Source organism: Exiguobacterium sp. PFWT01, from assembly GCF_018255795.1.
GTDB lineage: Bacteria > Bacillota > Bacilli > Exiguobacteriales > Exiguobacteriaceae > Exiguobacterium.
Window position 1 is genome coordinate 1329300 of record NZ_CP073755.1, and the last position, 12933, is coordinate 1342232.

The 12933-nt window shown below is 44.1% G+C and carries 14 protein-coding genes and 1 tRNA gene; 10 read left to right on the top strand and 5 right to left on the bottom strand.

The window, feature by feature from the left end; translation table 11 throughout:
• Positions 1-9 precede the first annotated feature (9 nt).
• The 4 genes from KD909_RS06885 (at position 10) to KD909_RS06900 (ending at position 4010) form a co-directional block, all read left to right on the top strand.
• Complete coding sequence (locus KD909_RS06885) at positions 10-714, top strand: SDR family NAD(P)-dependent oxidoreductase (RefSeq protein ID WP_249199090.1); 705 nt, start codon at positions 10-12, stop codon at positions 712-714.
• Positions 715-814: 100 nt separating this feature from the next.
• The gene (locus KD909_RS06890; RefSeq protein ID WP_211782762.1) at positions 815-1663 is read left to right on the top strand and encodes an HD domain-containing protein; all 849 of its coding nucleotides are present in this window, start codon (positions 815-817) and stop codon (positions 1661-1663) included.
• A 187-nt stretch (positions 1664-1850) separates the two neighbouring features.
• Complete coding sequence (locus tag KD909_RS06895) at positions 1851-2858, top strand: sodium:calcium antiporter (protein WP_211782763.1); 1008 nt, start codon at positions 1851-1853, stop codon at positions 2856-2858.
• Between the two features lie 90 nt (positions 2859-2948).
• Positions 2949-4010 (top strand): bifunctional glycosyltransferase family 2/GtrA family protein, encoded by a 1062-nt coding sequence (locus KD909_RS06900; RefSeq protein ID WP_211782764.1) that lies wholly within the window; start codon positions 2949-2951, stop codon positions 4008-4010.
• A gap of 23 nt (positions 4011-4033) precedes the next feature.
• Here the strand turns inward: KD909_RS06900 and KD909_RS06905 are convergent, their stop codons facing one another.
• From KD909_RS06905 to KD909_RS06915, 3 genes are all read right to left on the bottom strand, one after another.
• Positions 4034-4600, bottom strand: coding sequence for a 3'-5' exonuclease (locus KD909_RS06905; protein ID WP_211782765.1), 567 nt, complete (start codon positions 4598-4600; stop codon positions 4034-4036).
• A 96-nt stretch (positions 4601-4696) separates the two neighbouring features.
• Positions 4697-5869, bottom strand: a complete 1173-nt coding sequence (gene tnpB, locus KD909_RS06910) for an IS200/IS605 family element RNA-guided endonuclease TnpB (protein ID WP_211782077.1) — start codon at positions 5867-5869, stop codon at positions 4697-4699.
• 158 nt (positions 5870-6027) lie between these two features.
• Positions 6028-6360, bottom strand: a complete 333-nt coding sequence (locus KD909_RS06915; RefSeq protein WP_012726406.1) for a four-helix bundle copper-binding protein — start codon at positions 6358-6360, stop codon at positions 6028-6030.
• Positions 6361-6573: 213 nt separating this feature from the next.
• Between KD909_RS06915 and KD909_RS15535 the strand changes: the two genes are divergently transcribed.
• Positions 6574-7308, top strand: a complete 735-nt coding sequence (locus KD909_RS15535) for a hypothetical protein (RefSeq protein ID WP_249199091.1) — start codon at positions 6574-6576, stop codon at positions 7306-7308.
• A 115-nt stretch (positions 7309-7423) separates the two neighbouring features.
• Here the strand turns inward: KD909_RS15535 and KD909_RS06925 are convergent.
• Positions 7424-7496 (bottom strand) — tRNA-Ala (locus KD909_RS06925).
• Positions 7497-7619: 123 nt separating this feature from the next.
• Between KD909_RS06925 and KD909_RS06930 the strand changes: the two genes are divergently transcribed.
• From KD909_RS06930 to KD909_RS06950, 5 genes are all read left to right on the top strand, one after another.
• A complete protein-coding gene (locus tag KD909_RS06930) occupies positions 7620-8483 on the top strand; it encodes a GRP family sugar transporter (RefSeq protein ID WP_211782766.1) in 864 nt (287 codons plus the stop codon).
• 208 nt (positions 8484-8691) lie between these two features.
• Complete coding sequence (locus KD909_RS06935; RefSeq protein ID WP_211782767.1) at positions 8692-9111, top strand: SRPBCC family protein; 420 nt, start codon at positions 8692-8694, stop codon at positions 9109-9111.
• A gap of 168 nt (positions 9112-9279) precedes the next feature.
• Positions 9280-9969, top strand: a complete 690-nt coding sequence (locus tag KD909_RS06940; protein WP_211782768.1) for a hypothetical protein — start codon at positions 9280-9282, stop codon at positions 9967-9969.
• Positions 9970-10212: 243 nt separating this feature from the next.
• Positions 10213-10998, top strand: coding sequence for an SDR family NAD(P)-dependent oxidoreductase (locus KD909_RS06945; RefSeq protein ID WP_249199092.1), 786 nt, complete (start codon positions 10213-10215; stop codon positions 10996-10998).
• Complete coding sequence (locus KD909_RS06950; protein WP_249199093.1) at positions 10979-12535, top strand: class I adenylate-forming enzyme family protein; 1557 nt, start codon at positions 10979-10981, stop codon at positions 12533-12535. Before KD909_RS06945 ends, KD909_RS06950 begins: the two co-directional genes overlap by 20 nt.
• 48 nt (positions 12536-12583) lie before the next feature.
• Here the strand turns inward: KD909_RS06950 and KD909_RS06955 are convergent, their stop codons facing one another.
• The gene (locus tag KD909_RS06955) at positions 12584-12829 is read right to left on the bottom strand and encodes a hypothetical protein (RefSeq protein WP_012726400.1); all 246 of its coding nucleotides are present in this window, start codon (positions 12827-12829) and stop codon (positions 12584-12586) included.
• Positions 12830-12933 lie beyond the last annotated feature (104 nt).

A 12933-nucleotide genomic window follows, 5' to 3' on the forward strand; every position in this document is an offset into this window, starting at 1 on the left:
GGATGAATGATGAAAGACGTAATGATTGTAACAGGAGCTAGTCAAGGAATTGGTTATGCGATTGCTCAAGCTTTCGTAAATCAGTATGAAGTAATCGGGTTAGATATTGGAGATGACCCGGACATTAAAGGGTTACGCTTTTATCAAGTAGACCTTGGAGACACGTCTGAACTTAAGCGTGTCTTTGACGATATTCACAACGAATTTGGTCGAGCTCATGTGTTGATCAATAACGGAGGGATTGCCTCGCTGGTCAAGCCGATTGATGAGCTTGAGATTGACACGTTCAAGCGAGTCATCGATGTCAATTTAGTCGGGACATTTAATTGTGCGAAATACTTTTTAGAACTGAATCAAGGTGAGTCGTACGGAAGAATCGTCAACATGGCCTCGACACGTGCCTTCCAGAATGAGCCGCATTGGGACGCATATGGTGCATCTAAAGGAGGAATCGTTGGATTGACCCATTCACTCGCCATCTCATTGAGCGATCGCCCCGTGACAGTGAATGCAATCAGTCCAGGATGGATTCATACGTCTGATGAGTCGTTACGTGAGATTGATCATGAACAACATCCATCCGGACGGGTCGGTGAACCGGAAGATATCGTCCGCACTGTGCAGTATTTGATTGACCGTCAAAACAGTTTTGTGAACGGACATAATCTTGTCGTTGATGGAGGAATGACGAAAAAAATGATTTATGAAGAATAATGTGACAAAATACCTAAAAATGGAGTGTTTTTAGGTTATATGTACCTAATTCCGGGTAATAAATAGAAGAGTTTTTATCCGGAAGAAGGAGGATCGTGACATGAATCCGCTCGTAGAAGAGGCGTTACGTTTTTCGTCGATACGTCACGGAGGACAGTTCCGAAAAGGTTCAACCATTCCATTTTTGTCACATCCATTCTCGGTCGCCATGCTTCTTGAGTCCGATCATCAAGCACCGGTGGTCGTGGCGGCAGGGTTGCTCCATGATGTGATTGAGGACACGAAGACGGACCCACAAGAAATCTTATCAAAATTCGGATCTGACGTGCACAGGCTCGTTCTCGCGGTCTCGGAAAAAAATCGTGACGAGTCGTGGGAACAACGAAAACGAATGACACTTCAGCAGGTGAAATCACTTCAATTTGATGAAGTCGCACTTCTCGTGGCGGATAAGCTACATAATCTCCGTTCCATCCGTTATGATCTTGAGATGGAAGGGATGAAGGTGTGGCAACGTTTTAAACGACCACTGCGAGACCAATCATGGTATTATCATGAATTACTATCAGCATTTGAACCGTTTCGGAGTTCGACAGACCTAATCGGTTTGTATGAACAAGAACTCCATCTATTGTTTTACGGCGAGAAAAATTCGAAAGATCGAAAAGTGGCAAGACTCTTCGAATCCATGTTGACTCATTTCATCGAGGACGAATGGTTGCAAGAGTCGGCACCACTATGTCAAACGGCATACGAGTTAAGAGAGATTGTTGCACGAGAGACGATTGATGACGAAGAGATTGCGTGCTTCCGAAAACGACTTCACGAAGCGGGTTGGACCACGCCGTTGCCACCCGAGAAACTCGCAGGGATGCAAGAACTCGCGTACCGAACGGCTCTCGAACCACAGCAGATTCTCGCACTCATGCGCCGCTCGATTGTCAACTAGTTCTCTTCATGCTATAGTTAAATGGAAGATAAAAAGGGGAGTAGCGACCACAATCGTGGTCGATGGGTCGTCATTACAGTGCGTACGCACTCGGTCCATCGAGCTTTTACAAGTCCGCAAGACCTTTTTATGGGCGTTTTTGTCGTCCATAAAAAGGTCTTTTTTGTTTACCCAAGGAGGAGAAAAAATGGTATTTGTTTATTTCTTACTGGCCGCGGCCATCACGGTCTATGCCGCCATCAAATTGTCGACGTACGCCGACGTCATGAGTACAAAGTCGAAAATGGGGGGATTGATTGTTGGTACGGTGTTACTAGCCGGAGCTACGTCATTACCAGAAGTGACCACAAGTGTTTCAGCTGTCTTAATCAATAATCCAGATATCGCCATTGGGAATATGCTTGGTTCAAACTTGTTCAATATTTTTATATTAGCAATGTTTGATTTATATTTCCGCCAAAAGCGTCTTTTTAATGGCGCTGACAGAGAGCACCTCTATACTGCGATGCTTGGACTGGCATTGACCTTAGTTACTATGCTTGCCCTGATTTTACGAATTGACTTTACTATTCTTGGTGTCGGGATTGATGCCTTGCTTATCGCAGTGTTATATGCGATTGGGATTTACTGGATTGGAAAGATGCCGAAAGAAGTATCTAGTGCAGCAACGCTTGAAGTTTCGGACACTTCGAATGATCATGCTCTAGCAGAATTGCAGAACCCGATTACACTCCGACATGCAATTGTAGGGTTCGGAATTGCTGCGATTGTGATTATGGCAGCTGGTACTGCGTTGTCTATTACGGGCGACCAGATTGCAGTCGTCACAGGTCTCGGATCGAGTTTTGTTGGAAGTTTCTTGATTGCCGCAACAACTTCCTTACCTGAGGCAGTAGCCGTTTTTATGGCACTCAAGTTAAAGAATGTAAACTTAGCATTTGGTTCAATTCTAGGAAGCAACATCTTCAACATGTTGATTATAGCGATGTCTGATATGTTTTACCGGAATGGTTCAATTTTAGCTGATGTTTCATCATCTCACCTTGTCACTTCGGTTGGTATCACGATTTTATCGATTATCGTTATGTACAGTATTCTACGTAAGCAAGTGACTAAATCATTCAAATATGTTCTTCCATCACTTATGATTGTGATTGTCTACTTTGTTTCGTCTTACTTGATCTTTATCGGGTGAACTCACGCATCAGCCTTAGGGCTGATGTTTTTTTAATTGGGAATGCGAATTCATTGCTTCGGGTATAGTGGAATTGAAGGAGGGGTGGCGATGCAGATGCATGAAGTGGAAACACGCCAAGCGTATTCGATTTTGATTCCGGCCTATAACCCTGATGAGGCACTCGTCACACTCGTGGAGAAGTTGAGGGCGAGTGGGTTTTCGAACATCATTGTGGTCAATGACGGTAGTGACGAATCGTCGGTAGCCACATTTGATAAGATTTCATCATTTGTAGACCAAGTGTTAACGCACGAACAGAATCAAGGGAAGGGAGCCGCAATCAAGACGGGATTACGATATGTGGTTGACACATATCCTGATAAAACGGGGGTCATCACGGTCGATGCCGATGGGCAGCACTTGCCGCAAGATGTCGTCAACGTCTATGAGGAAGGGTTGAATAAACCACATCATCTCATCATGGGATGTCGAGATTTTAGCGGAGAGGCGATTCCGTTCCGAAGCCGATTTGGCAATCAGGCGACACGGCTCGTCATGTTGATTGGGAGTGGGTTAAAGTTAAAAGACACGCAGACGGGACTTCGTGCCATCCCGATGCGATATGCGCGACAACTGATTGACATTCCGGGAAATAGATATGAGTTCGAGATGAATATGCTCACGTTCACGAAACGATTGCAGGTCCCGATTCAACAAACGACCATCCAGACCGTATATGAGAATGAAAATGATTCATCCCATTTCCGACCGATTCTCGACTCGATTTTAATTTATCGGATGTTTTTGATGTATTCGTTATCCTCTGTCGCCTCGTTCCTTGTCGACGTAGGGATGTATGCGCTCTTTATTTATTTATTATCCCCGTACTTCGATACGGCTCACGTCGTCATCGCGACGGTCATCGCTCGAATCATTTCCTCTCTCTTCAATTATCTCGTTAATCGAAGAGTAGTCTTCGATTCGAAGGCGCGGCGGTCTCTTCCGAAATATTTTAGTCTCGTCGTTCTTCAAATGGCCGTTTCAGCACTCCTTGTTTATCTCTTGTTTCTCTTGTTCAGACAAGGCGAGGTCATCCTAAAAGTAATCGTCGATAGTTTTCTCTTTTTCGTCAGTTATTATGTCCAGAAGAGATGGATTTTCAAAAAATAACCGGTCATGATTTCATGACCGGTTTAATATGCGAGCGTTCCTGTTTTAACGGACGTATAGTGAAGTAATTCTTTGGGGTTTGTGATGCCGGTTTTTTGCATCATGTCTCGCATGAGTAGCGCGCATACACGAGCATCTTCCGCGGCATCATGATGAATAAACTGCACGTTCAAGTGTTCTGCCATCGTGTTCAACTTATGGTTCGGGAGCCCTGGATACAGTTTACGTGACAGTTTGACGGTGCAACCGTACTCGATTGTCGGGAAATCGAATAGATCATATTTTACAATCGCCTTTCTCAAGGCACCCATGTCAAATGAGGCGTTATGTGCGATGACGAGGTCCACTTCCCGTAAAATCGGGTAAAGAGAGGAGAGTACTTCCGGTAATGCCGGTGCATCCCACACGTCACTCGGACGGATGCCATGGACGCGGATGTTACCCATATCAAAGTCTTCCTCCGGATTGACGAGTCGCTGGTCGGTTTCGACCACATCTCCATTTTGAAGGATACTCCATCCGACAGAACAGATGCTGCGACTATCACGGTTAGCAGTCTCCACGTCAAGTGCGAGAATGGTATGGTTCATAGTTTACCTTCTTTCGTATGCATTGAACTACCCCTCCTGCGCTTTGTTTAGAGGTGGGGGATTCCTGAGTTATCCTCTCTAACGAGAGAAACGTGATCAGGCTAGCCCCGTCGTCCCGACGGTTGAAGAAGCCAACAGGCGCTCGGCTTCTTGTCTGAGGTTCAGTCCTGCGTTCACATCACGGTCGTGGTGGACCCCGCAGTTCGGGCATGTCCATTCACGCAAGCCGAGATGCTTCACGTCTTTGTGTCGATGGCCGCAACCCGAACACGCTTGGCTCGAGGCGAAGGTCTTCCCGACCTTCACGACGGTCTTCCCGTACCAGTCGGCCTTATACTCGAGCATGCGAAAGAACGCCGACCAGCTGACCTCGGAGATCGACTTGCTCAACTTGCGGTTCTTTTGCATGTCCTTCACCTGCAGGGTCTCGATGCCGATGACGTCGTGGTTTTTGACGATCTCGGTCGACACTTTGTGCAGGAAGTCGGCGCGTTTGTTGGCGATCTTCTCATGGATGCGGGCGACTTTCCGCTTCTGCTTCTGGTAGTTCTTCGCCTCGGAGAGTCTCACCTTCTTGTTCAGGGCGATGCGCTGGCGACGGGACAACTTGCGCTGCTCCCTTACCAGCTTCTTCTCGAGCGTACGGAAATAACGGTCATTCTTGTACAATGTGCCGTCCGATAGAACGGCAAAGTTCTTCAGCCCGACGTCGACGCCGACCGATGAACCGGTCTTCGGCATTTCACCGATCTCCTGCTCTACAAGAAGGGAGACGAAGTATTTGCCCGAAGCCGTGCGTCGGATCGTGGCGCTCAGGATGCGACCCTCGACCTGTCTCGATTTGGCGAACCGCACCCATTTCAGCTTCGGGAGTTTGAGTCGATGCCCGACGATCGAGACCTCGGGGAGCTGGGAATTGCCTTGGATGTTCGTTTTGTAGGATTGGACGGGGTTTCGTTTCGACTTGAAACGAGGTCGCTCGTTCTGCTTCTTGAAGAAACGGTCAAACGCATCGGCCAGGTGTCTGACGCTCGTTTGGACAGACGTGCTATCGACCTCCTTCAGCCACTCGAACTCTTGTTTCAAGAGAGGGATTTCTTTCGAACAAGAACCGTAGGACAATCCTTTCCCTGTCAGTCTGTAGCTTTCATCCCATTTCGCCAGGAAGTGATTGAACACGAACCGGGAACAGCCGATTGTCTTGGCGATCAGAATTTCCTGTTCCTTCGTCGGATAAATCCGAAACTTGTAACCCTTGTGCTTCACCATATGACGTTCACCTCCTTGGTGGAATTATACCCGAAAGACAGGCTGGCGATTCATCTCCCACTTTCACGTAAGCCCTGTCCTTAACGTTTAGAAGTGGGAGTGTTCTCGCCTATTTTTGATAAAAAAAAGTCTAACAGAAAGTTAGACGAATGTCGTACTTATGCGGCAACAAGTGTTCGGCAAGCTTCCGCACAACGCTCACATGCTTTGGCACAGGCTTGACAATGGTCGTGCTGATGTCGTCCGCATTCAACCGCACACGTATCACAGACTTGGGCGCATAAAGCAACGATTGGTTTTGAAAAGGCTGAATCTGTTTCTAAGGCATTTAAAGCTAAAGTACAAATGTCTGAGCATTCTCGAGTCAGGCGGATGCATTCGGTGAACATGTGTAAATCCTCTTCTTGCAAACTTTTTGAGAAGCAGTGGTTGCATGCGCGCATGCATTCGATCACGCTCGTCAATGTTTCTTCTACAGATGTACGTTCCATCAAAATTCCCCCTTATATGAAAAAGTCTAACTATCATTACCCGTTCAGAAAGAGGTTGAATCGCACCATACCAATAAAAAAGCCACACCTCATCCGAGATGTGACAAATTAATGGTTTAAATTATCATTAGAGTTTCACTTCAAGATAGATGTTGAAAATCACCATTCTAACTAAATTTTATTATAATATTCTTTAGAATGGAGGTTATTTACTTGAAAAAATTAATTATATTATTTGTCGTTTTTTTTCTAATCAATGTTCTTCCTGAAATTGTTTACTCACATCCCGGAAATACTGATGAGCAAGGAGGGCATACTTGCCGAACTAACTGTGAACAATGGGGGCTAAATCATTTAGAGTATCATTACCATGACGTTGAAAATAATTACACTTCTCAGTTAGATTATGATATTGGCTATAAAGAAGGTTACGAAATAGCTTTTCAATATGCTTCGATTTGTGATTTAGATTATGAATGGTGGTGGGAAGGACCACAGGAGTATGGAAGTGGTTTTGAAGCGGGAATTGAGAATGGTCATGAACAAGGTTTAAAAGAGTGTTATGCCACTAGTTACGAAACTGGTATAGATAGCGGGAAATTGGACTCTGATAATGAAAATGAATATGATGATTCGCTTGAAGAAAATAGTATTTTAGATCAGAACTATTATTCAGATGGTTACTCAGAAGGATATGTAATAAAAATAGAGGAAGAAAAAAAGGAGAAATCCAAAGAAAATCAGATTGCTGAGCAAACTCATTCAAAAAGAATAGCCAATGAAAAGACGACAAATCAAACCAGTGAAAGGGATAATTTTGAAACTGCTGTTTCAGATAAGTATGAAGACAATGCTAATTCAGTCAATGAATATATATTGACAGGGATATTTATTTTGCTTCTGATTGTCGCTTTATTCATTGATTATTTCAAAATAAAAAGATCTTAAAATTTATATAAACATTATTTATATAAACATTAAGTGTAAGCTAATTCTTTTTCTGTTTTTTCTAAGTAAGATCAAATACAAAAAGCCACACCTCATCCGAGATGTGACCAATTAATGGAGCATAGGGGGCTCGAACCCCTGACCTCTACGCTGCCAGCGTAGCGCTCTCCCAGCTGAGCTAATGCCCCGTTCGAAATCATTATATCATCGTAGTATTCGACATGGCAATTCCCTTTTTGAATTTAGGTTTATAAAATTGGAGACGTGGGAATTTCATGTTAGACGTTATATTAAGAAAGCAGGTGTGCTTCATGGAAATGATTCTTTTGGCACTCTTACCGGCACTCATGTGGGGAAGTATTCCACTCATCGTGTCGAAAGTGGGAGGAAAACCGATTCAGCAGTTAATCGGCACGACCATCGGGGCGATAATCATGGCGGTCGTGATTGCCCTCGTCTTCCGACCAGAGTTCTCGACACTCGCCATCGTGACCGGATTTATCTCAGGGGCGTTCTGGGCGCTCGGTCAATATTTGCAGTTCCAATCGTTTCAAATCTTAAGTGTCTCCAAAGCGATGCCAATCAGTACGGGGATGCAGCTTGTCGGTACGTCTCTCTTTGGGGTCATCGTACTCGGAGACTGGCAGACGACGACGGAGTTATGGCTAGGGTTTTCAGCGCTTGTCTTGATTATCATCGGGGCGACCATGACTTCATACCAACAGAAGAAAGATCAGGATAGTGCCGGAGCTTTGAAAAAGGGATTACTCGTCCTATTCGTCTCGAGTATTGGTTACGTCACGTATGCCGTCTTGACGAACTACTTTGAAGTAGAAGGGATCACCGCGATTCTTCCACAATCCGTCGGGATGTTCATCGCGGCACTTCTCTTCAGTCTTCGTGAAAAGGACGTCAAGAAACTGGATCCACGCACATTCAAAAATATCTTGGCGGGGATCGCCTGGGGAATCGGGAACTTCGGACTTTTCGTTTCAAGCGGAGAAGTGGGGATCGCGACCTCGTTCGCCTTATCCCAATTAAACGTCGTCGTGGCGACACTCGGTGGGATCTATCTCTTGAAAGAAGAGAAGACGACAAAAGAACGTGTCTTCGTCTTCATGGGAATCGGTTTGATTGTCGTTGCCGGATTTATGCTTGGGATTGCCAAGAGTTAAGTTTCAATTATGAAATGAAAAGAACCTTGAATGAACTCGATTTTGAGTGCCATTTAAGGTTTTTGTTTTGAGTATCTTTCAATCGTTGAAATGAGAGCAGGAGAAGATGTGATTGATAGGGAAGTAATCTCATATTGCGTTCGTCATATAGGACGGGCAGCACATTCGTGATTGATCAGAAAATTGTAGAACAAAGGGGAAACGAATCATGGATTCAAATGTCGTGACGATATCAACGCTCGTCGATGCACCAATCGACACAGTCTGGAAATTCTGGACAGAACCTGAACATATCAAACAATGGAATCATGCGTCTGACGATTGGCATACGATTGAGGCGGAGAACGACTTACGGGTCGGCGGGAAGTTTCGTAGTCGGATGGAAGCAAAAGATCAGAGCATGGGCTTTGATTTTGAAGGGGTATATGAGGAAGTTGAAGTAAATGAGCTCATTCAGTATCGCCTTGAAGATGAACGGAGAGTCAGAATTTCATTTACTTCTGAAGAGGATCAGACGAAGGTAGTCGAGGTGTTTGATGCGGAGACGATGAATCCGGTTGAAATGCAACGACAAGGCTGGCAGGCGATCCTCGACAATTTCACTAGATATGCGAATGGTAAGAAATAAAGAAATCCATGAGTACCTATAGAATCAGCAGTATACATTTTAAATTCAAGGTGTATACTGCTGTTCGTTGTATAAAATCAAGATCTTTCATAATGTTGTTGTTGAGTGATGAAATGTAGTTTGTCATTTTCGAATTTAAAAGATGAATACAGGGTGAGTTGAAAATATATGAGAGAAGTAAGGCTTAGTTTTAACTTTTTTCACGACTTAGAGAATGAAAAATGGGCATTACAGATGCTAAATATCTTCGATACGTTTCAGATTGAAATCGGAAAGATGGGATTTTACGAACCACTTAGAACTGAGTTTTCAAATGACACCTTTGTGAAGATGTGGACAGAAGGTGACGATGATTTTTACAGCTTTATTTGTCGATTGAAAAATAGTAAAGGGTATCTCAACATTCATAACTTGAAAGATGGTTTACCAGGAAATGTTGCTTTCGTTTTTGTGGTCAGCAAGACAAATTTTCTGAATGAAATGGACAAATGGATTCGGTTATTTGATCGAATTTGTCGAGAGTGGGGTCCATTCCAGGCATCAATATCTAGAAGGATTGAAGAACGAGAGGATCTCATGTACGAAACAGGTTTTTCTAAAGTTAAGGAAGTGGAATGGCTTAATTATTGGAGTGATGAATTGTTGTGCGTGAATTCAGTTTCTATTCCAAATGGGGTCAAAGACTATAATTGTTATGATGGAGTTGCATTTAACAAAGGGTATGTATTCCAGTTGATGAATTTGATTGATGATCCCTCGTACTATCAGCTATCTGAAAAGATCAAAGCCATGATTGGTCCAAGCTTCTTTTATAAATGTAGTGAAGATTTAGATTTGCTGGATTTTTATAGTCATTGAAGTAATTAAGGCTGACGTTCATCTTGGGAACTTCATTTTCTGTTCGTTAAATTGTTACATATCATTTAGCATTACATGTATACGAGAACAGTAATTTTGCTTCTAAACATACAGATTTATTCAATTCATGATTGTTCTATTGTAAAAATCAAAAAAGGTGCTGGCAATATGTATGACTACACGTTACTAGAGAGACTCCTATTCCGATTTCCTTCCTTCGATCATCAGAAAATGAAATCAGAGATGGATCGGAAAACGATATTGATTACTGGAGCGAGCTCAGGAATCGGGCAGGCGTTCGCTTATTTACTAACGGATACAACCGCCCATCTGATTCTCGTTGCCCGTAGAGAATCAGACATGAACGCCATGAAGTCTGAAATCGAAAAGGGGTCAGCCACGGTGACCGTGTTCCCGGCAGATCTTCGAATTGAAGAGGAACGGAATGGTTTGCTGGCGTATCTCCATCAACTACCGGACGGATTGGATATTCTCGTCAGCAATGCTGGAATCTCCATCAATCGTCCCATCACTGAGTCATTCGATCGATACCATGACTTCACTCGGACGATGGCAATCAATTATTTTGCTCCCGTACAATTGATTTTATCGCTCATTCCGTTGCTCGAAAAGAAGAACGGGCAGATCGTCAATGTGTCGACCATCAATGTGTTACTTCATCCTTTTCCTCACTGGGCGGCCTATCAGGCATCAAAAGCCGCGTTCGATACGTGGTTTCGCTCTGCGGGTCCGGAACTCACAATCAAAAATATTTCCACGACGACTCTATATCTACCGCTAGTAAAAACTCCGATGATCAAACCGACGCTGGCTTATCAGCATTCACCTGCCATGTCACCGGTACATGTGGCAGAATTGATCGGACATGCTTTGTATACGAAACGAACAGTATATAAGCCGTGGTGGTTGTTCCTCGGTCAAGTAACGTCACTTGTTTTCAGAAGACCGATAGACTGGATGGTCCCTGCATTACTTAAGAGAAAGGAGCGTGACAGTAGGAATGGTTAAGTTATTGAAGGTCTTGTCGCAGCTCCATTTTCTATCACCATCGAACCTAGGTCGTCTATTCGTCGCAATCCGTCAAAATGGAATCAACTTGATGCTTCTTTTTACATTGACTGAAAGAGCAGGGAGTCAAAATACGGCTTTAGTTGATAGCCGAGAAACAGTGACGTATCAAGAGCTAAAGTCACGCTGTGAACACCTTGCTCATCATTTGGCTGATCAGTATGGGGTTAAAAAGGGACAAAAAGTGGCCTTTCTTTGTAAGAACCACGCGTCTTTCGTACAAGGGATGTTTGCGGCTTCACGACTCGGTGCAGACATCTACATGCTTCATTCATCGATGAGTCAACTGCAGTTCAACCGACTCGTAGAAGAACAGCCATTCAATCTTTTGATTTACGATGATGAGTTTGAAAACTTAATTGAAAACTCGTCTTACGAACGTTCGACTCTTGTCAGCTATCATGAGGAAAAGGTATCAATCAATAGTTTATCGGATTCGAAGCGACATAAAAAAGGAAAGCTTCCGGCCGCATCGAGCGGGAAACTCGTGCTGTTGACCGGCGGTACTACCGGAAAACCGAAACAGGTGACTCATAGACCATCCCTCTTTCACTTTCTAGCTCCATTCGCGGCTTTATTGAACCAGTTGCAGTTGCCGTCATTCAACACTGCCTATATTGCCACCCCGATTTACCATGGCTACGGCATCGCCATCCTTTTATCTTTTCTAGCGCTAGGGAAACAGGTCGTCATTCAAGAGAGCTTTGATGTGCAGAGAGCCTGTGACCTCATTCGGCGACACAAGGTAGAAGTGGTCACGGTCGTCCCGCTCATGATCCACAAAATGTTACGACACAATCCTACATCACTTCATTCTCTCGCTTGTATCGCGTCCGGTGGTGCGAAGCTTCATCCCGTTTTAGTCCGTGAAGTCCATAACGAGTTGGGGAGCGTCTTATACAATCTCTATGGGACGTCGGAAGCGGGCTTGAATCTGATCGCCACACCAGAAGATTTACATTATGATGCGAACACGCTTGGGAGAAGGATTCCGGGAGGGGACTTAAAGGTAGTGAAAGATGGAGCGGAAGTCGAGCCAGGCTCCATCGGGGAATTTTGCATACGAAATAAGTGGTCCATGCAAAGCAGGAAGAACCGCTGGATTCAAACGGGTGATGTCGGATACCGGGATGAGAACGGCTATTATTTTTTGTGTGGACGAACAGACGACTTAATCATCTCGGCTGGAAACAATATTTATCCTGGGGAAGTCGAGACGGTTTTGCGCGACCATCCGAATGTCGAGGACGCCGCCGTCATCGGGATAGAGGATATTTACGCGGGTCACATTTTGAAGGCATATGTCCATTTATATGATGAAATATTGACAGAAGAAGAGCTGGTGAGCTGGTTGCGCGAACGAGTGACAACATATCAGATTCCTCGAGAAATCGTGTTTGTGAAGGAGTTGCCTTATACAGCGGTTGGAAAATTGGATAGGAAACGACTTGAGATGATCAATCACTCGTGCAGATGAATAGTTAAGAAAGAATCGAAACGCATTAACCACAGATAAATAGAGTGATTAATGTTTCACTTTGAATTGTCTAATCCGCCACATGATTGAAACGATAAAAGCTGCCAAGCCTCCTAGGATGATGATGTAAAATACGAAGAAGAATAGGAAGGCCCCGTAGTCTTCGAGCTCTTCGAATGGATTCTGAATGATCATCGGTTCGGATAATATGCCGACCACCATCAATGGAAGGAAGAATAGAAAGAAACGTTTCCAAAAATAGTGTTTGTACGTTTGTGACACAGTCTGCTCCATAATCATACCTCCTCAATTGAATTACAGTTATTTACATATAGGATAGCATGTTCTCATTTGAGGTTGGATGAGAAATCATTCTTTTTAAGCCGATTTCAAATGAA

What these genes read in the sequence shown, in the direction of transcription:
- KD909_RS06885 (WP_249199090.1), top strand. Translation starts at nt 10, where the DNA reads ATGAAAGACGTAATGATTGTAACAGGAGCTAGTCAAGGAATTGGTTAT.
- KD909_RS06890 (WP_211782762.1), top strand. Translation starts at nt 815, where the DNA reads ATGAATCCGCTCGTAGAAGAGGCGTTACGTTTTTCGTCGATACGTCAC.
- KD909_RS06895 (WP_211782763.1), top strand. Translation starts at nt 1,851, where the DNA reads ATGGTATTTGTTTATTTCTTACTGGCCGCGGCCATCACGGTCTATGCC.
- KD909_RS06900 (WP_211782764.1), top strand. Translation starts at nt 2,949, where the DNA reads ATGCAGATGCATGAAGTGGAAACACGCCAAGCGTATTCGATTTTGATT.
- KD909_RS06905 (WP_211782765.1), bottom strand. Translation starts at nt 4,600, where the DNA reads ATGAACCATACCATTCTCGCACTTGACGTGGAGACTGCTAACCGTGAT.
- tnpB (WP_211782077.1), bottom strand. Translation starts at nt 5,869, where the DNA reads ATGGTGAAGCACAAGGGTTACAAGTTTCGGATTTATCCGACGAAGGAA.
- KD909_RS06915 (WP_012726406.1), bottom strand. Translation starts at nt 6,360, where the DNA reads ATGGAACGTACATCTGTAGAAGAAACATTGACGAGCGTGATCGAATGC.
- KD909_RS06930 (WP_211782766.1), top strand. Translation starts at nt 7,620, where the DNA reads ATGGAAATGATTCTTTTGGCACTCTTACCGGCACTCATGTGGGGAAGT.
- KD909_RS06935 (WP_211782767.1), top strand. Translation starts at nt 8,692, where the DNA reads ATGGATTCAAATGTCGTGACGATATCAACGCTCGTCGATGCACCAATC.
- KD909_RS06940 (WP_211782768.1), top strand. Translation starts at nt 9,280, where the DNA reads ATGAGAGAAGTAAGGCTTAGTTTTAACTTTTTTCACGACTTAGAGAAT.
- KD909_RS06945 (WP_249199092.1), top strand. Translation starts at nt 10,213, where the DNA reads ATGGATCGGAAAACGATATTGATTACTGGAGCGAGCTCAGGAATCGGG.
- KD909_RS06955 (WP_012726400.1), bottom strand. Translation starts at nt 12,829, where the DNA reads ATGGAGCAGACTGTGTCACAAACGTACAAACACTATTTTTGGAAACGT.